Origin of the sequence: Paraburkholderia eburnea (assembly GCF_002917095.1) — a bacterium.
Lineage (GTDB): Bacteria > Pseudomonadota > Gammaproteobacteria > Burkholderiales > Burkholderiaceae > Paraburkholderia > Paraburkholderia eburnea.
The window spans coordinates 53,943-71,251 of sequence record NZ_PQGA01000017.1; the positions used below are offsets into that span (position 1 = coordinate 53,943).

Below are 17,309 nucleotides of genomic sequence, written 5' to 3' on the forward strand. Positions count from 1 at the left end.
AAAATTGAAATCCTGCCCGCAGTTTCGCAACTCCGTGGTTCGAAAAGCGGTTGCGAGGGTGCAGGATGGCGGTTTCGCCGCGTGCGAAGGGACGTAGTCGATGCCGGACCGCTCGCGATTCGGGCGGTGGGGGGGAGGATGGGAAGCGAAGCGGCGGGCGGGAGGCGCCCGCGCGAGTCAAGGCGGGATTTGGCTCAGGAGAGCAATTCGAGCACGGTCTCCAGGACGGTGCGCTTGAACTTCTTCGGATTGCGGGGCAGCGTGGTGAACGCCAGCATCAGGTGGCCGTAGCCAACGGTCTTGCTCACACCGTTGAGCAGCACGAAGAACAGCATCTCCGCGTCCTTCACCTTGAGCAGGCCCTGTTTCGCGGCGTCGTCGAACAGCGGCACCATCACATCGTAGTAGGGCCGCATGAGCCGCTCGACGAGCAGATCGAGGCGCGCGCCTTCCTCGGTGGTCGCGGTCGAGAAAAACAAGCCGATATCGGGTTCCTCGAACACCTTGTCGATATAGATCTCCACGGCGCGGTCCACGCGTGCGCGGGCATCCAGTTCCGAGTCGCGCAGCGCCGCCGTGGCCGCGATCATGGGGCGTGCATGCACGGCGATCTGCTCGACCACGGCTTCCCATAACGCATCCTTCGAGCCGAAATGATGCGCGAGCAAGGCCGGATCGACCCCCGATTCGCGCGCGATCTCGCGCACGCTGGTGGCGTCGTAGCCGCGCGTGCCGAAGGTCTTGCGCGCGTTGCGCAGCAGCACCTCCCGGCCCACCGAGGCTTGCTGCGCCGGTCGCCCGCGGCCGCGCCGCGCGGGCGTGGACGTTGGAGTTGAAGATGCAGTGGCCTTCTCTTTCATGCGGATCAGCGTTCCCGTTTTTCGATGGACGTGAGTGTAACCGAGCGCCGGCGCGTTGCCGCCTGCGATTGACACGATCTGCGACAAGGGTTTACCATCGGGTTTTATTCATTGCGTGTTGAATTAAAGATGGCAAATCCGGTACGCATCGTAATCGTGGGTGGCGGCATCGCCGGCATCCTGTTGGCAACGAAGCTGGGTGATACGCTTGGCCGCGCGGGCAAGGCCCAGATCAGGCTGATCGACAAAAGCCCGACGCATATCTGGAAGCCCATGCTGCACACGATCGCGGCCGGCACGCGCGATGTCCAGCAGCAGGTGATCTTTCTCGCGCACGCGAGCGAACACGGCTACACCTACGAGCCGGGTGAGATGCTCGGGCTCGACCGCGCGCGCCGTCGCGTGCAACTGGGTGCGCTCACAACGACCGATGGCGGCACGGTGCTGGAGCCGCGCGAAGTTGTCTATGACGTGCTGGTGCTCGCGCTCGGCAGTCATGCGAACGATTTCGGCGTGCCTGGCGTCGCGCAGCACAGTTATTTCATCGACAGCCAGAAGCAGGCCGAAACCTTCAACGAGGCGCTGCGTGCGCGTGCGTTTCGCAGCGTGGCGCGCGACGAGGCGTTGCGGGTGGCGATCGTCGGCGGCGGGGCGACCGGCGTGGAACTGGCCGCCGAGTTGAGCCGTCTGCTGGAGGTGGCGAGCGCGTATGGCGACGCGAAGGTGCGTGAGCGCCTGCAATTGACGCTGCTCGAAAGCGGCCCGCGCATTCTCGGCGCGTTTCCGCCCACTATTTCCGCATCGAGCCAGCATCAGCTCGAAAAAATCGGCTTTAGCGTCAAAACCGGCACGCGCGTGACCGAGGCGACGGCCAGCGGCTTCGTCTATGACGGCGGAGCACTGGCCGAAGCCGATCTGATGGTCTGGGCCGCAGGCGTGAAGGCCGCCGATTTTCTGAGCGGCCTGGGCGGTCTCACGACCAACCGCGCGAACCAGATCGTCGTAGGCCCGACGCTGCAATCCACGGAGGATGACCATGTCTTCGCGCTTGGCGACTGTGCCAGCCTCACGCCGGCCGGCGCCGAACGCGCGCTTGCGCCGACCGCGCAAGTCGCCACGCAGCAGGCCGAGTATCTCGCGCGCCATCTGCCGGGCTGGCTCGCCGGCAAGCCGTTGCCCGCGTTCGCGTTTCATGACTTCGGCTCGCTGGTCTCGCTGAGCGATTACGATGCGTTCGGGACGTTGGGGCGCTTTGGATTCTTCCGTGGCGGCTTCATTCGCGGCAGGCTCGCGCAATTGAGCCATGCGATGCTCTACCGCCGTCATCAGCAGGCGCTGCACGGCTTGCGCAAGGCGACGCTGCTCTGGACCGCCGAGCGTATCAACGGCTGGGTGCAGCCGAAGATCCGCCTCGCCTGAGCGACATAAAAAACGCCGCGCGCCATGTCATGTCATGGCGCGCGGCGTTTTCTTCTGATGCTTCGGTTAGCTGATTATCGGCATTCAGGCGGGGCACATCGGCGAGCGGCCATAGCGTGCGTGCCATAGCCCCAGTTCCTGCTCGTGCTCCGCCACGCGTTGCGGCACGGCATCGCGTAAAAATTCCACCAGCGTCTTGATTTTGGCGTCGAGGTACTGGCGCGATGCATACAGCGCGTGAACGTTGATCGGCTTCAGGCACGCATGCGGCAGCACCTGCACGAGCGTGCCGTCGCGCAGACCTTGCAGCGCGGTCGGGATGGGCAGCATGCCGATCCCCATGCCCGCGCGGATCGCTTCGCCCAGCGCTTCGGCGATATTCACGGTGAAGGGCGCTTCGTGCTGGGGACGCACGGCCTGTTCGTTGCCGTCGGCGTCTTCGAAGATCCATGGCAGCGAGGGCTGATCCTGCAGCGAAAGCTGCACACAGGTGTGTGCTTCGAGTTCATCGAGCGACGCGGGCGTGCCGTGCCGCGACAGATACTCCGGGGACGCGCACAGCACCGCGCGCGTCATGCCCAGGCGCTGCGACACCAGCGACGAATCCTTCAGGTTTTGCGCCACCACGATTGCCACGTCGAAACGCTCTTCGAGCAGATCGGGCGTGCGCTGCGAAAGCACCAGATCGACGGACACGCCTTCGAATTGCTGCGTATAGCGCGCGAGCAGCGGCGTCAGGTAATGCTGGCCGAAGCCCGCTGACGCATGCACGCGCAGCCGTCCGGTGGGCAGGGCTGTCGCGCCCATGGCCTCCGCATCGGCGAGATCGACCTCGTTGAGGATGCGCTCGCAATGCTCCAGATAACGGCGGCCCGCTTCGGTCAGCGAGATCTGGCGCGTGGTGCGGTTGAAGAGGCGCGTTTGCAGGCTGGCCTCCAGATCCATGATCGCACGCGAGACGGCGGCGGTACTGAGGGACGCGCGCACGGCGGCCTTGGCGAAACCGCCGGCTTCCGCGACGCCCACGAACATCTTCATGCTGCCCAGCTTGTCCATTGGATTGCGCTTGTGTGAATGTTCATCGGGTTGGCGCGGGGGCGCAGCGATGAAATGGGCGCGACGCGTAGGGCTTGTGTAAGCATGGGCCGCCCCGCCCTATATATTCAACGCATGATGAAATAATTTTACTGCGGGCGTGGGGGCGATGTCAAAGACGGCGTGCCAGGCGCGCCGTCTTCGATGAGATCAATGCCAGAACAAGGCGATCAGAATGATGATTGGAATCGGCACGCCAATCAGATAGAGAAGAATCGAGCGCATGTCAGTCTCCAGGGGAAATGATCAGAATTCGCGCAGGCGGCCGCCCACGGTCGCCATGTAGCTGGCGGCGAACGCACCGATCAGCAGCGAAACGAACAGCCAGAGCGTGGCGTGGATGGTGGCCTTGCGGGCCTCGTCGGCGGCGGCGCGCGCAGCGGTGTCGAGTGCGTTCATCTTGTCCTGCAGGCGCGTGTACGTCGTCGTGACGCGCGCCTGGGCATCGGCGGCCGAGAGGCCCGTTTGCCGGGCGACGGCCTGCGAGACGTAATGCGCATCTTCGGTTGAGAGTGCGCTGCCCGAGGGCAGGCTGTTGAGGAAGATGCGGGCGATTTCCTGCTTCTGCGCGACGCTCGCGAGCGCCTGCTCGGGGCGCGTTTGCACCTGCGCGGCCGCGCCGTCGACGGGGCGCAGCATGCCGTCGATCAGATAGCCCATGGGCCAGGTCTGCCACGCCGTCTGGGCATTGCCGCGATCGACGCCGCCCAGGCCCGCCGCCGTATGGACGCCGCTTTCGGCGGCAGCCACCGCCGCGGTACGCCCGACTCCCGATGCCGCCGAAGCGAGCAGGCCGGCCATCAGGAGCGTCGCCAGCGCCCACGCGAGAAAGCCGTGCGCCGTGTCGCGGAAATGGGTTTCATCGCCGCTGATGTCCGGCCAGTGGCGGCGCAGACGCCCAGCCAGATAGCCGCCCAGGCCCGAGGCCATGATCTGCGACACGACGATCCAGATTACGACCGCCGCGCCAAAGGTCTTGGCGTGCGCGCCGCTGCCCGGCCACGGCGAGAGCGATGAGAGTCCGAGTCCTGTGCCGAGAGTGAGGAGGATCAGCGAGAACGCGGCCATACCGACAGCCCCCGCGAGTATCGCCCCCCAGGAAACGGCCTCTCGCGGCCTGACGTGCTGCGTTGCCACAAGCGGTGTTGCCACCCCCGCGCCCAGTTCAGTGTGATTCATGGGGTTCCTCCTCCGGTTGTTGACGGCGCGTTGCGCTGTGTCTTGCGGGCAGCGCCGCGCCGATGGGGAGTGTCTGAGCAGAAACCGTGCCGTGGCCGGATTTGCGCGGGCCTATGCGTGCGCGCGCGGGCGTCGGTGCGCAGTTTAAAAGGCGTTTTAAACCAGCGATTTAAAACAGATGCAACACCCCCTTATCGGTTGTTCTTTTCACGCGACAGCCTTGATTTAACTGAAATAGATCGATGCTATAGTCCGGTCCGCGTTGCTACGGGGAAATCAACAAACATACGATAAAAGCGTGCATAAAAATAACTTCAACGTTTTGCGGCTGCTATTCGCGGTCGGGGTGATCTTTTCTCATTCGTTTGAGTTGCTGCGCCATCCGGATCCGCTTGAGGGCCTGTCGGCGGGGATGTCCGTGGGCACGCTCGGCGTATGCGGTTTCTTTCTGCTCAGCGGCTATCTGACCGCGCAAAGCTGGTCGCACGAACCGCGCGCTCGCGTTCCTGAAGAAGCGCGCCTTGCGGCTCTATCCGGCGTTTATCGTCGCTTCGGTGCTTTCGGTATTCGTGGTCGGGCCTTTGGGCGCGAGTACCGCACAGTATTTCAGTGACTGGTCGGCGCATAAATTCTTCGCCGATCTCGTGGGGCTGCGCCAGCCGCGCACGCCCGACGTATTCGCGAATTCGCCGGTGCCGTCGGTCAACGGTTCGATGTGGACGATTACGTTCGAACTGCGCTGTTATCTGCTGATGACCGTGCTCGGTTTATGCGGCGTGATGAAGCGGCGCTGGGCGATTCTTGTACTCGCGCTGGCCGTCAACGTGGCCGCGATCGCCGGTGCGCCCGAGCATCGCGGCGAGCAGGGCGACGCGCTATTCGGCGTATCGGGTTTCATGCTGTGGTTCGCGTCGCTCTATCTGGCGGGTGTGTGCTTCTACCTGTTCCGCGAGCGCTTGCGGTTGCGCGGTCGCTTCGCCGTGTTCGCGCTGATCGGCTTTTGCGCGGCCCTGTTCGCGCCGGGGGCCGTCATGCGCGCGGCCACCGTGACGCTGGGAGCCTATGCCCTCTTTTACATCGGCCAGCGCCAGTCGCCGTTGCTCGCGAAGCTGCGCACGAGTGACGATCTTTCTTATGGGCTTTATCTCTACGGCTGGCCCGTTACGCAATTGCTCGCGCTCTGGTTGCCGTCGATCGCACCGCTCGCGCTGTTTGCCTGTGTGACGGCGATTTGCGTGCCGCTCGCCTATGCGAGCTGGCGCGGCGTGGAATCGCCGGCGCTGCGCCTGAAGCGCGCCCGCCCGTCCCGGGGCCGTCCCGTCGCCGCCTGAATGCGGTAGTCTGGCGGACGTCGCCAACTGCCGCCTGGTTGGCATTGCAGGGAGGTCGCAAGATGTCGCTCGCGCTCTACGGTCATCCTTTCTCCTCGTACACGCAGAAGGTGCTGATCGCGCTGTACGAGAACGCCACGCCATTTGAATTTCGCGTCATCGGGCCGGATTCGCCGCACGCGGCGGACTGGCTTCGACGCTGGCCGCTGCGTAAATTCCCGCTGCTGGTGGACGGCGCGCGCGATGTGGCCGAGACCAGCATCATCATCGAATATCTTCAGCTCACGCATCCCGGACCCGTGCGCCTGTTGCCCGCCGACCCCATGGCGGCGCTCGATGTGCGCTTTCTTGACCGTTTCTTCGATCTGCATGTGATGACGCCGGTACAGCGCGCTGTCGATGGTGCGTTATCCGGCGACGCCGCGAGGCGTGCCGAAGGCGAGATCTACGCGGCACAGAAGCTCGATCTGGCGTATGCCTGGCTGGACGCGCAGTTGGCCCGCCGGACATGGGCCGCGGGCGAAGACTTCACGCTGGCGGATTGCGCGGCGGCGCCCTCGCTGTTCTATGCGGACTGGACGCATCGCATCCCGGTTGAGTTAGCCACGCTGCGCGCTTATCGCGAGCGATTGCTGACGCGGCCGTCATTTGCGCGTGCGGTGGAGGAGGCGAGGCCGTATCGGCCGCTCTTTCCGCTTGGCGCGCCGGAGCGCGATTGACGGGCGAAGGCGGGAAGCACGCTGCGGGTTAACTAACCTTTGGCGTCCACTTTATCGTCAGCGTGCAGTTTCGCGCGGCGCCAACGCAGCGCGGGGAATAATGGCAGACAATTCGAAGCTGCCGAATTCGCCGAAGCGACACATTGCCTGAGCGAGGCCAATGTGTGCAAGCGCGGTGGTAGCACTCCAACTCTTCGACAGGGATGGCTTGCATGGACGCGATCAAGACGCTGCTCGAAGCCCAGCCTCTGCTGACTCTCTTCGTGACGGTGGCGCTCGGCTACGTCGTGGGCGAACTGAATATCAAGGGCGTGTCGCTCGGGTCCGGCGCGGTGCTGTTCGTGGGTCTCGCGATAGGCGGATGGGCGCCGAAGTCGGCGCCGCCCGCCATGCTCGGCACGCTCGGTCTGCTGCTGTTTCTGTATGGAATCGGCATTCAGTATGGCGAGCAGTTCTTCAAGGGGCTGACCAGTGCCAACGGACTCAAGGCCAACGCGGCGGCGATCGTGGGTGTGATCGGCGCGGGCTTTGTCTCCATCGCGCTGATTCCGTTGTTCGGCGTGAAGCTCGATCAGGCGCTGGGGATGTTCGCGGGCTCCGGCACCAGCACCGCGAGCCTGCAAGCCGCGGTGGCCGCATTGAAAAGCGACGGCGCGGCGGTGGGCTATAGCGTTTCGTATCCGTTTGGCGTCGCCGGTCCCATTCTGTTTCTGTATGCGCTGGGCGCCGTGCTGAAACCCAGAATCGAGCGGCCGTCGCCGAAACTGATCGAGACCGCCGAGATCGCGCTCAGGAATGCGGATCTCGTCGGCCTGACCCTGGCGGATCTCATCAAGCGATTGCCGCAGGGCGTGTTCATCGCGGCCGTGCGCCGCGCTCACCACAATCAGACGCCGTTGGCCGACCTGGTCCTGCAGCCCGACGACGTGTTGCTGGCGACCTCGACCGATCCGGCCTTGTTGCGCGACGCCACCGCGCTATGCGGGGAATTGCAGCCGGGGCGCATGACGAACCATCGCGAGGATCTGGCCTATATGCGCGTGTTCGCGTCGAGCCGGCGGGTGGTCGGGCGCGCGCTGCGCGACTTGCGCCTTCCCGATGGGGTGGCGTGTTCGATCGCGCATGTGCGCCGGGGCGACGTCGATATGATGCCGGGCCAGGAATTGATCCTCGAATTCGGCGACCGGGTGGGCTTGCTGGTCAATCAGGTCCATCAGAAGACGATGCGTGCGTTCTTCGGCGATTCGATTAAAGGGACTGCGGAACTGGGGTTTATTTCGATCGGTGTCGGCGCGGCGCTCGGGTTGATCGCGGGGGTGATTCCGGTGCCGATTCCCGGTGTCGGCAGGCTGACGCTGGGCCTCGCGGCACTCCTGCTGGTCGCGCTGTGTCTTGGCCGCTTGCGGCGCTTCGGGCCGTTCGTCTGGACGATGCCGCTCACCGCGAATCTGGTGTTGCGCAACTTCGGCCTGACGATCTTTCTGGCCCAGGTAGGGATGGCGTCCGGGCCCAAATTCTTCGCGACGGTCGGCACGACGGGCATGTCGTTTCTGCTCTATGGCGTGGTCATCGTGCTTGCGTTGGTGGTTATCACGGCGGCGTGCTGCCTGTGGATCTTCCGCTTGCCCTTCGACGTGACGATGGGCGTGATCAGCGGCGCGACCGGCAACCCGGCGATACTGGCGTTTGCTAACCGCGTGGCGCCGACCGACCTGCCAGACGTGGGTTATGCGATGATTTTCCCTTCAATGACTATCGTGAAGATTCTCTTTGTGCAGATCGTCGTCGCGTTGATGGGGTGAGCGGTTGCGGCGGCGCGCAGTATCGAACCCGTATCCGGAGAAAGCAGATGGAATTAGCCGTATTCAGTGCAAAGCCCTATGATCGCCAGTTTCTCGATGCGGCAAATGCGGATCATGGGCATCGGCTGCGGTATCTGGATGATCCGCTTGATGAGGATACCGTAGGACTTGCGGCGGGTTATCGCGGCGTCTGCATCTTCGTCAACGACAAGGCCGACGCCGGCATCCTTGAAGCGCTGGCGCGCGGCGGCACGCAACTGGTGGCGTTGCGCTGCACCGGTTTCAATAATGTCGACCTGAAGGCGGCCGCGAAACTGGGTATCAAGGTGGTGCGCGTGGTCGATTACTCGCCCAATTCGGTCGCCGAGCATGCCGTGGCGTTGCTGATGGCGATCAACCGCAAGGTCCACCGGGCGTATAACCGCACGCGCGATTTCAATTTCGCGCTCGACGGTTTGATGGGCTTCGATCTGTGTGGCAAGACCGTCGCGGTGATCGGCACCGGCAAGATTGGCCGCGCGTTTACGCGCATCATGGTGGGTTTCGGTTGCGATGTGATTGGCTACGATGCGTATCCGTCGCCGGAATTCGAAGCGCTGGGCGGCCGCTACGCGACGGATGGAGCGATCGGCATGAACGCCGACATTGTGTCGCTGCATTGCCCGCTGACGCCGCAGACCTACCATGTCATCAACGCCGATACGCTCGCGCGCGCGAAGCGTGGCGCACTGCTCATCAACACGAGCCGCGGCGGCCTGGTCGACACGGAGGCCGTGATTGGTGCGCTCAAGAGCGGGCAACTGGGTGGCCTCGCGATCGACGTGTACGAGCAGGAAGCCGATGTCTTCTTTCGCGATCTCTCGGGCACGATCGTCGACGACGATGTGTTGCAGCGATTGATGACGTTTCCCAATGTGATCGTGACGGGGCATCAGGCGTTCATGACGCGCGAGGCCGTATCGACCATCTGCGAGACGACGATGCGCAGCATCACGGAATTTGAAACCGGGCAGCCGTTGACTAACCAGATTAGCGTTGAATGAGCGCGGCGCTTAACCGAAGAGCCGCGTCCACGCGCTGCGTAGTCGCCGCGCGCGGTCTTCGAGGAGAAAGGACGCGGCCAGCGTGATCAGCCCCGAAATCGTGCCGGTGAGGATCGCTTCCGGAAAGGCGTAGTGACTTGGGTGGGACCAGGCGTCGCCGATTGCCGTCAGCGCGCCCATCACGAGCGCGTTGCCGTAGCGGTTCGAATAGAGATTCGCCAGCGGCGTGAAGGTGAGCAGCACAGCGAGCAGGCCGGTGAAGAGGCCCGTCTTGAACGCCAGCGTCCAGTGCCCAAGGCTCATGATGTTGCCCCAACTGCCGGGCATGCAGGTCATGCAGGCGCTGGCGGGCTGCCAGAAACGCTGCACGAACAGGCGGATACGGCGCTTCCAGTCGGTGGGCATCGACGAGGGTTCCGGGGGCGGGCCTGAGGGGCAGGCGTTCGCTTGTTCGGAACATGCTACACCACGCTTGTTCTGCGTTCTGCTGGAAGCCGAGTTCGGCCCACCGCCCATACGACCGCATATATCCGCGCGCGACCCATTGCGGCAAGCCAGGCGGTGTGCCCGCGAACGGGGCCGCAATAATGCGCGTTTGCCTGGCACAAACGCAAACGCCAGAAGCAATGGCTTCCGGCGCGCGTTGACGCAAGCACAGCAACGACATAGAGCGACTTCGAGGGCGACAGATCAATGCTGCGGACGCCCTCGGTCCGCGGGTCCGCTTAGTAGCGGCGCTGGGCTTCTGCGAGCAGTTCGCAGTATTCCAGGTGGCGATTGAGAGCCTTGACGCCGAGACGACCGAGCGCCTCAACAGCTTGATTGACGTTAGACGAAAGTGCAGCGATGAGCGCAGCCATGATGTCCTCTGTTTCCAGGGTAGTTACCTAAGGGTTTTCCCTATTATAGGCTCCCTTTCCTGGAATGCAAGGGCGGCGTGCGGCGATGCAACAATTTACCGAGTCGATGTGGCCCCAGAACGACAGTCAACCCGCCCGACGACTGGCGGCCGAACGCAACATGCCGACTGCTTTAGCACCTTCGCTGCTAATGTTGTGCGGATAAATTGGTGGTTCATGGCGTGCGCAGTACGCAAAATCGTCCGGATATCGCAGAAAAATCCGCAGGTTTCGCACCTCATCCGGACATCACCATGCCAATTCAAGTTTCAGGTGTGCGGCGCTTTGCCCAGGCGCTCGCAAGCACCGGCGCACTCGCCGCCGCGTTTTTGCTTTTCCCGCCGATAGCCCACGCCGCGCCCAAAGGCACGCTGGTTTTCTGTAGCGAGGGCAGCCCGGCCGGCTTCGACCCCGGCCAGCACACTACCAGCACCGACTTCGACGCCAGCACCGATACGATCTACAACGAACTCGTGCAGTTTCGCAACGGCACGCTCGATCTCGAACCGGGACTCGCGACGAGTTGGGACAGTTCGCCCGATCAGCGCGTCTACACGTTTCACTTGCGGCGCGGCGTGAAATTCCAGACGACGGCGTGGTTCCATCCCACACGCGACTTCGACGCCGATGACGTGCTTTTCACGTTCAACCGGATGCTCGATGCGCAGCAGCCGTTCCGCAAGGCCTATCCGACGAGCTTCCCATATTTCAGCGATCTGGGCTTCGACAAGAACATCGCGCAGATCGACAAGCTCGACGATTACACGGTGCGCTTCACGCTCAAGACGCCCGACGTGATCTTCGTGCGCAATCTGGCGATGAGCTTCGCGTCGATTCTCTCGGCCGAATACGCGGCGCAGTTGAGCGCCGCGCATCGCGAAGCCGATATCAACCAGTTGCCGGTGGGCACGGGGCCATTCGTGTTCCGCTCTTACCAGAAGGACGCGCTGATCCGCTACGACGCGAATCCCGATTACTGGCGCCCCCAGGACGTCAAGCTCGCGCATCTGATCTTCTCGATCAATCCCGATCCGGCCGTGCGGATCCAGAAGCTCGCGAGCGGCGAATGCCAGGTGTCGGTGTTTCCGCGTCCGGCCGATCTCGACGTGGTCAAACGCAATCCGTCGCTGCGGCTGGTGTCGGGCGTGGGCTTCAATGTCGGCTTCGTCGCCTATAACACGCAGCATCCGCCGCTCGATCGCGTGGACGTGCGCCGCGCGCTCGATATGGCGATCGACAAGCCTGCCATCATTCAGGCGGTGTTCGCCGGCAATGCGAAGATCGCGTCCAATCCCATGCCGCCGTCGCAATGGTCGTATAACCCGAGCCTCAAGGACGCGCCTTTCGATCCCGCGAAAGCCCGTGCGCTGCTCGCGCAGGCGGGTTTTTCGCAGGGCTTCGAGATCACGCTCTGGGCGATGCCCGTGCAGCGTCCCTACAATCCGAACGCCCAATTGATGGCGCAACTGATCCAGCAGGATTGGGCGAAGATCGGTGTGCGCGCGAAGATCGTGAGCTACGAATGGGGCGAATATAATCGCCGCGCAAAGCAGGGCGGCGAGCACGACGCGCTGCTATACGGCTGGTCGGGCGATAACGGCGATCCGGACAACTGGCTGGGCGCGCTGCTGGGCTGCGATGCCGTGCACGGCAGCAACGTGTCGAAATGGTGCGATCCGGCGTTCAACAAGCTGATCGACAAGGCGCGTGCCGATGCCGATGTGCAGCAGCGCACCGCGCTCTATGAGCAGGCGCAGGTCATTTTCAAGCAGCAGGTGCCGTTCACGCCGATCGCGCATTCGATCGTGTCGCTGCCGGTGTCGGATCGCGTTCAGGGCCTGGTGTTCTCGCCGCTGGGCAGCCATCGTTTCGATGGGGTGTCACTGCAGTAAGTTGCCGTAGCGCGTGATAGTCGCCTTTGATTTTTATTGCTGATTTCGCGCGCACGCAACAGTGTCGTGAAAAATTAGAGAGGATACCGAATGACAAGGCGAAAAAGCGCTAAGGTGCGTCCTCATCGCCCAGCGCTTCGATAAAGCGCGAAAACAGTTCAGGCTGGGTAGAAACCCCTAGCTTGGTGTAGAGATGGCGGCGGTGCACCTTCACCGTCTCCGGCGATATGGCGAGCCGCTCGGCGATCGCCTTGGAGGAATTGCCGCGAAGCACCATGCGCGCGATGCCCATTTCCCGCTCGGTCAGCAGACCCGCGCCGAAACGCGCGAGCGCTGCCTCCACGCGCGCGCCCAGATCGGCGGCGCTCGGTACGATGCGCGCGGTGTCGCCGGCCAGCCGCCAATGCTGGCGAATGGCGGCGAGCACCCACGGCAAGGCAGCCGTGAGCTTGCCTAGCGGCTCGGCATCGAAACGCGTGGCGGCGCCCAGCGACAGCGAAAGCAGCACGTCCGGCTGCGGGCGCAACAGCACCTGGATTTCATCCTCGCCTACCGCATCGCGGAAATAACTCAGAAAATATTCGCTTTGCCGGAACAGGTCAGGCGCGACTTCCTCCAGCCGGTAGCAGCCGTCCGCGAGCCCGTCGTGCGCCGCCTGTAGAAACGGATCGAGCAGATAGAGACCGTTCAGATAGAGCGGCACGGGCGAGGGTGTATCGCTGCCGCCCGCATCGTATTCGTCGAGCACGACGGGCACGCCATCCGCGCCGATCGCCGTGGCGAGCGCGTTGTCGAACGGCACCATTTCGTTGAGCAGCAGCACCAGAAAGCGCCAGAAACGCGGCTGACCGAGATGGTCCAGCACGCGGCCGAGCGCCTGATGCATTGCAATTTCCGTAAAGAGTCGATCCATAACCTGTTTGTTGGCGCTATGTTGGCCCTATGTCGCCACAATAGCCAGACACCGCGAGGGCGTAACCCTAAATGGGAATAGCGGTCAAAAAAATGGCTTCCTAGACTGCAACGCAATCTGTGGCCCCGAGTATGGGCGTTCAAAAAAGCGCAGCATAGGAGAGCAGGATGGCAATGATGTCGGAATCCACGGGCACGATGCAATCGTCGTCCGAGCCGGGTGAAACCAGCCAAGCCGGTGAAACGAGACGCACGCTCACGCAGACGCTTAGCGTGCGCGACGCGGTCATGATCACCGTGTCGGGCGTCACGCCCGCGAGTTCGATCTTCGTGATCGCGCCGTTCGCGATCCAGCAGGCGGGCAGCGGCGCGGTGATGTCGTTCCTGCTGGGCGGCGTGCTCGCCTTTGCATTCGCACTTTGTTATGCGGAGCTAAGCGCCGCACACCGCAGCGCGGGCGGCGAATATGTGATGGCCAAACGCGTGTTCGGCACCTTGCCCGGCTATCTGACCTTCATCACGGTGCTGGCGGTCAGCGTATTCATTCCGGCCGTGCTCGCAAGCGGCGCCGCGCCTTACCTCAACAACGCGCTCGGCACGCAGTTCGGCAACCAGTCCGTCGCGTTGACCATCGTGCTGCTCAGCTACGTGCTGGGCATGCTCAACATCAAGACCAACGCGTGGATCACGGGGGCGTTTCTCGTCGTCGAAGTGGGCGTGCTGATGCTGATCGCGGGACTGGGCTTCAGTGCCCCGCATCGCGGCGCGCTCGCGCTCGTGCATCCGCTCGTCGCCAGCGGCGGTGCGCTGATTCCGGCTACAGCGGCGGCGATCGTGCCCGCCATCGGCACGGCGATCTTCTGCTACAACGGCTTCGGCTCGGCAGCGTATCTCGCCGAAGACCTGCGCGGCGGCAATCGCAATGTCGCGCGCGCCGTGATCTATTCGCTGCTCGTGATTCTGGTGGTCGAACTCGTGCCGCTCATTGCGATCGTGCTCGGCGCGCCGTCGCTCAGCGAACTGTCGAAGAGCGCCGATCCGATCGGCTATGTCGTGCGTGAACTCGGCAATCCGGTGCTCTCGCGTGTGGTGAGCGGCGGCATCTTTCTCTCCGTGTTCAACGCGATCATCGCGATCGTCATCACGATGGGGCGTCTGCTCTATAGCAGCGGCCGTCACGCGCTCTGGCCGCGCGGCTGCAACCGGGCGTTCTCGACGATCCATCCGCGTCTGGATTCGCCGTGGCTTGCGACGCTCGCGCTCGCGGTGCCTTCGGCGGGGCTGGTGTTCGTATCGAGCCTCGATGAGCTGACCGCTTTCACGGTGGATCTGCTGCTGCTGGTCTACCTCGTCGTCGGGCTGGCCGCGCTTGCGAGCCGTCTCGTGCGCCGCGATGTCGAGCATCACTACCGTATGCCGTTGTGGCCCGTCACGCCGCTCGTCGCGATCGCGGGGGCCGGCTACACGCTCTATACGACGCTCGCCACGGCCACCAAGGCAGCGGATCTGTACATCATCGGCGTGCTGCTGATCGTCGCGCTCGTGATGTATGCGGCCTGCGCGCGGCGTAGCGAAACATTCCGCACGCTTTGAACCACACCTAACACTGTAAATAGCACTGAAACTGAAACAACGGAGGACAGGCATCATGCGAACGAGGGAACTCGGCATCCGCATCGGAACCGGCAAGCCGGGGCGTTTCAACGCGATCACCGATGTCGCGGGCGTGCGGGTCGGGCATTGCACGGTCGAAGTCGATAACGGCGACGTGTCGGTACGCACCGGCGTGACGATCATCGAGCCGCGCGCGGGCGCGACACACGACGACCCCTGTTTTGCGGGCGTGCATGTGCTCAACGGCAACGGCGACGCCACGGGCCTCGAATGGATTCGCGAGGCGGGTCTGCTTACCACGCCCATCGCCTGCACGAACACGCACAGCGTTGGCACGGTGCGCGATGCATTGATCGCGGCCGAACGGGACAGCGTGCGTAATCGTATCTACTGGTGCATGCCGGTCGTGATGGAGACGTACGACGGCCTGCTCAACGACATCTGGGGGCAACACGTCACAGCCGCGCATGTGCGTGATGCGCTTGCGGCGGCGCGCAGCGGGCCGGTCGAGGAAGGGAGCGTGGGCGGCGGCACGGGCATGATCTGCCACGAGTTCAAGGGCGGCATTGGCACGGCATCGCGCGTGCTGGACGCCGACGCGGGCGGCTGGACCATGGGCGCGCTCGTGCAGTCAAACTATGGCGTGCGCGAGATGCTGCGGGTGGCCGGTTATCCGGTGGGCGAAGTGCTGGGCCATGTGCATTCGCCGTTTCGCGAGGCCGATGCGAAAGGCGAGCCGGGCATGGGTTCCATTGTTGTCACGCTCGCCACCGACGCGCCCTTGCTGCCGCATCAGTGCACGCGACTGGCGCAGCGCGCGAGCGTGGGCCTGGCTCGCGTGGGCGGAGGCACGGAGGATTCGAGCGGCGATATCTTTCTGGCTTTTGCGACGGGTAATCGCGGGCTGCCTGCGGCGAACTATGGCCGCAAGGGCGCGCCCACGGCCGACGTGAAGATGGTCAACAACGACCATATTTCCGCGCTGTTCGTGGCGGCGGCGGAAGCCGTGGAGGAAGCGATCATCAACGCGCTCGTGGCCGGGCGCGATGTGGCGTCGCGTGGCGCGAAGGTGGAAGCGCTGGGCGCGGCGCGGCTGGTCGATGCGTTGAGGGAAGTGGGGTGGCGGCCACGAAGCGCCCACTAAATTCGATCAAGGCCAAAGCGCGCCGCATATCGATACGGATTCCGTACGATATGCGGTGCGTTATCACATCATTAGCTCGCGTCGGACTTCGGCCAGCGTAATATCCACATCGATATCGGGGCCGGCGGCGTACCTGCTTCGCTGGTCGATTCGCGCGCTTAAAGTGAATTTAAGGTGTATTCAAATCGCATTTAAAGCAGCGATTTTGATTCGTCGTGTGTACGGACGGCGGGCAGATACATTGGGATACGTGGCGTCTGAGCGACTGCGCTATAAAGACGCTGAAGCGTTCATTCGCGTGTTTGCGATCACCACGGAGAAAAACGTCATGTCAGATCCCGTCAATGTCCGGCGTCGTCGGATTCTCGGCACTACGCTGGCGAGCTTGAGCCTCGCGGACCTGGGCCTGAACAGCCTGGCCCACGCGCAGTCCACGGAAGGCGCGGCGTCCAGCTCGCGTACGGGCAGTAACATCTCGTTCGGGCCGATCCGCCAGATCGACGCGGGCCTGCTGAACGTCGGCTATGCCGAGGCGGGACCAAAGGACGGTCAACCGGTGCTGCTGCTGCACGGCTGGCCATATGACATTCATAGCTTCGTCGAAGTCGCGCCGATGCTTGCGGCAGCGGGCTATCGCGTGATCGTGCCGTATTTGCGCGGTTATGGTTCGACGCGCTTTCTCTCCGCGAATACGCCGCGCAACGGCCAGCAGGCTGTGACCGCCGTGGACATCATCGCGTTCATGGATGCGCTGAAGATCGATCAGGCCATCCTGGGCGGTTACGATTGGGGCGGCCGCACGGCGGACTGCATCGCGGCGCTGTGGCCCGAACGCGTCAAGGGGCTGGTTTCGGTGAGCGGCTATTTGATCGGCTCTCAGGCGGCGAATAAAAACCCGTTGCCGCCGAAGGCCGAATTGCAGTGGTGGTATCAGTTCTACTTCTCGACCGAGCGCGGCGCGCAGGGCTATGCCGCCAACCGCGATGCGTTCAATAAACTGATCTGGCAACTGGCCTCGCCAAAGTGGAATTTCGATGACGCCACCTATGAGCGTACGGCGGCTTCATTCCAGAATCCGGATCATGTGGCTGTCGTGATTCACAATTACCGCTGGCGGCTGGGCCTCGTGCAAGGCGAATCGCGTCTCGATGCAATCGAGCAGCGTCTTGCGGCTGGTCCGACGATTGCGGTACCGACGATTACGATGGAAGGCGATGCGAACGGCGCGCCGCATCCGGAACCGGCCTCCTACGCGAAGAAGTTTACGGGCAAGTATCTGCACCGCAATCTGACTGGCGGAATTGGGCACAACCTGCCGCAAGAAGCGCCGAAGGCGTTTGCCGAGGCGATCCTGCAGGTGACGCATTTGTGATGGAGAGGAGGCGTCGAAAAGCGTGAGT

At 63.4% G+C, this 17,309-nt stretch carries 16 protein-coding genes; 10 read left to right on the plus strand and 6 right to left on the minus strand.

What is annotated here, in order from left to right; all coding sequences use genetic code 11:
* Positions 1-194: 194 nt before the first annotated feature.
* Complete coding sequence (locus tag B0G62_RS23980; protein WP_103706761.1) at positions 195-860, minus strand: TetR/AcrR family transcriptional regulator; 666 nt, start codon at positions 858-860, stop codon at positions 195-197.
* A gap of 129 nt (positions 861-989) precedes the next feature.
* On the opposite strand from B0G62_RS23980, the gene B0G62_RS23985 reads away from it, so the two are divergent.
* The gene (locus B0G62_RS23985) at positions 990-2,279 is read left to right on the plus strand and encodes an NAD(P)/FAD-dependent oxidoreductase (RefSeq protein WP_103706701.1); all 1,290 of its coding nucleotides are present in this window, start codon (positions 990-992) and stop codon (positions 2,277-2,279) included.
* Between the two features lie 84 nt (positions 2,280-2,363).
* Here B0G62_RS23985 and B0G62_RS23990 read toward each other — a convergent pair whose 3' ends face one another.
* Together B0G62_RS23990 and B0G62_RS23995 are read right to left on the minus strand one after the other, a co-directional pair.
* A complete protein-coding gene (locus B0G62_RS23990) occupies positions 2,364-3,335 on the minus strand; it encodes a LysR family transcriptional regulator (protein WP_103706702.1) in 972 nt (323 codons plus the stop codon).
* A 285-nt stretch (positions 3,336-3,620) separates the two neighbouring features.
* Positions 3,621-4,553, minus strand: a complete 933-nt coding sequence (locus B0G62_RS23995; RefSeq protein WP_146055348.1) for a hypothetical protein — start codon at positions 4,551-4,553, stop codon at positions 3,621-3,623.
* 298 nt (positions 4,554-4,851) lie between these two features.
* Between B0G62_RS23995 and B0G62_RS31435 the strand changes: the two genes are divergently transcribed.
* From B0G62_RS31435 to B0G62_RS24015, 5 genes are all read left to right on the plus strand, one after another.
* The gene (locus B0G62_RS31435; RefSeq protein ID WP_146055349.1) at positions 4,852-5,166 is read left to right on the plus strand and encodes an acyltransferase family protein; all 315 of its coding nucleotides are present in this window, start codon (positions 4,852-4,854) and stop codon (positions 5,164-5,166) included.
* Entirely contained in the window at positions 5,075-5,884 is an 810-nt protein-coding gene (locus B0G62_RS24000; RefSeq protein WP_167401327.1) for an acyltransferase family protein, read from the plus strand. The genes B0G62_RS31435 and B0G62_RS24000 overlap by 92 nt, the downstream gene beginning before the upstream one ends.
* Before the next feature lie 62 nt (positions 5,885-5,946).
* Entirely contained in the window at positions 5,947-6,603 is a 657-nt protein-coding gene (locus tag B0G62_RS24005) for a glutathione S-transferase family protein (RefSeq protein WP_103706705.1), read from the plus strand.
* A gap of 212 nt (positions 6,604-6,815) precedes the next feature.
* Positions 6,816-8,405, plus strand: coding sequence for an aspartate:alanine exchanger family transporter (locus B0G62_RS24010; RefSeq protein ID WP_103706706.1), 1,590 nt, complete (start codon positions 6,816-6,818; stop codon positions 8,403-8,405).
* A 47-nt stretch (positions 8,406-8,452) separates the two neighbouring features.
* Complete coding sequence (locus B0G62_RS24015) at positions 8,453-9,448, plus strand: 2-hydroxyacid dehydrogenase (protein WP_103706707.1); 996 nt, start codon at positions 8,453-8,455, stop codon at positions 9,446-9,448.
* A 9-nt stretch (positions 9,449-9,457) separates the two neighbouring features.
* On the opposite strand, the gene B0G62_RS24020 is transcribed toward B0G62_RS24015, so the two are convergent.
* Together B0G62_RS24020 and B0G62_RS32510 are read right to left on the minus strand one after the other, a co-directional pair.
* A complete protein-coding gene (locus B0G62_RS24020; RefSeq protein ID WP_103706708.1) occupies positions 9,458-9,853 on the minus strand; it encodes a hypothetical protein in 396 nt (131 codons plus the stop codon).
* Between the two features lie 320 nt (positions 9,854-10,173).
* A complete protein-coding gene (locus tag B0G62_RS32510) occupies positions 10,174-10,308 on the minus strand; it encodes a hypothetical protein (protein WP_275692885.1) in 135 nt (44 codons plus the stop codon).
* 293 nt (positions 10,309-10,601) lie between these two features.
* Between B0G62_RS32510 and B0G62_RS24025 the strand changes: the two genes are divergently transcribed.
* Positions 10,602-12,239 (plus strand): ABC transporter substrate-binding protein, encoded by a 1,638-nt coding sequence (locus B0G62_RS24025; RefSeq protein ID WP_103706709.1) that lies wholly within the window; start codon positions 10,602-10,604, stop codon positions 12,237-12,239.
* Positions 12,240-12,348: 109 nt separating this feature from the next.
* On the opposite strand, the gene B0G62_RS24030 is transcribed toward B0G62_RS24025, so the two are convergent.
* Positions 12,349-13,152: a helix-turn-helix transcriptional regulator gene (locus B0G62_RS24030; RefSeq protein ID WP_103706710.1), complete on the minus strand. Its 804-nt coding sequence runs from the start codon at positions 13,150-13,152 to the stop codon at positions 12,349-12,351.
* 167 nt (positions 13,153-13,319) lie between these two features.
* On the opposite strand from B0G62_RS24030, the gene B0G62_RS24035 reads away from it, so the two are divergent.
* The 3 genes from B0G62_RS24035 to B0G62_RS24045 all read left to right on the plus strand — a co-directional run bounded on the left by B0G62_RS24035 (position 13,320) and on the right by B0G62_RS24045 (position 17,281).
* On the plus strand, positions 13,320-14,744 hold the full coding sequence (locus tag B0G62_RS24035) for an APC family permease (protein WP_103706711.1): 1,425 nt from the start codon (positions 13,320-13,322) through the stop codon (positions 14,742-14,744).
* A gap of 55 nt (positions 14,745-14,799) precedes the next feature.
* Entirely contained in the window at positions 14,800-15,909 is a 1,110-nt protein-coding gene (locus tag B0G62_RS24040) for a DmpA family aminopeptidase (RefSeq protein WP_103706712.1), read from the plus strand.
* A gap of 328 nt (positions 15,910-16,237) precedes the next feature.
* Positions 16,238-17,281 carry an alpha/beta fold hydrolase gene (locus tag B0G62_RS24045; protein WP_103706762.1) on the plus strand — a complete coding sequence of 348 codons (1,044 nt, stop codon included), beginning with the start codon at positions 16,238-16,240 and terminating at the stop codon, positions 17,279-17,281.
* Positions 17,282-17,309 lie beyond the last annotated feature (28 nt).

Excerpts from the sequence above, each read along its gene's own strand:
- B0G62_RS23980 (WP_103706761.1), bottom strand. The coding sequence starts at position 860 with ATGAAAGAGAAGGCCACTGCATCTTCAACTCCAACGTCCACGCCCGCG.
- B0G62_RS23985 (WP_103706701.1), top strand. The coding sequence starts at position 990 with ATGGCAAATCCGGTACGCATCGTAATCGTGGGTGGCGGCATCGCCGGC.
- B0G62_RS23990 (WP_103706702.1), bottom strand. The coding sequence starts at position 3,335 with ATGGACAAGCTGGGCAGCATGAAGATGTTCGTGGGCGTCGCGGAAGCC.
- B0G62_RS23995 (WP_146055348.1), bottom strand. The coding sequence starts at position 4,553 with ATGAATCACACTGAACTGGGCGCGGGGGTGGCAACACCGCTTGTGGCA.
- B0G62_RS24005 (WP_103706705.1), top strand. The coding sequence starts at position 5,947 with ATGTCGCTCGCGCTCTACGGTCATCCTTTCTCCTCGTACACGCAGAAG.
- B0G62_RS24010 (WP_103706706.1), top strand. The coding sequence starts at position 6,816 with ATGGACGCGATCAAGACGCTGCTCGAAGCCCAGCCTCTGCTGACTCTC.
- B0G62_RS24015 (WP_103706707.1), top strand. The coding sequence starts at position 8,453 with ATGGAATTAGCCGTATTCAGTGCAAAGCCCTATGATCGCCAGTTTCTC.
- B0G62_RS24020 (WP_103706708.1), bottom strand. The coding sequence starts at position 9,853 with ATGCCCACCGACTGGAAGCGCCGTATCCGCCTGTTCGTGCAGCGTTTC.
- B0G62_RS32510 (WP_275692885.1), bottom strand. The coding sequence starts at position 10,308 with ATGGCTGCGCTCATCGCTGCACTTTCGTCTAACGTCAATCAAGCTGTT.
- B0G62_RS24025 (WP_103706709.1), top strand. The coding sequence starts at position 10,602 with ATGCCAATTCAAGTTTCAGGTGTGCGGCGCTTTGCCCAGGCGCTCGCA.
- B0G62_RS24030 (WP_103706710.1), bottom strand. The coding sequence starts at position 13,152 with ATGGATCGACTCTTTACGGAAATTGCAATGCATCAGGCGCTCGGCCGC.
- B0G62_RS24035 (WP_103706711.1), top strand. The coding sequence starts at position 13,320 with ATGGCAATGATGTCGGAATCCACGGGCACGATGCAATCGTCGTCCGAG.
- B0G62_RS24040 (WP_103706712.1), top strand. The coding sequence starts at position 14,800 with ATGCGAACGAGGGAACTCGGCATCCGCATCGGAACCGGCAAGCCGGGG.
- B0G62_RS24045 (WP_103706762.1), top strand. The coding sequence starts at position 16,238 with ATGTCAGATCCCGTCAATGTCCGGCGTCGTCGGATTCTCGGCACTACG.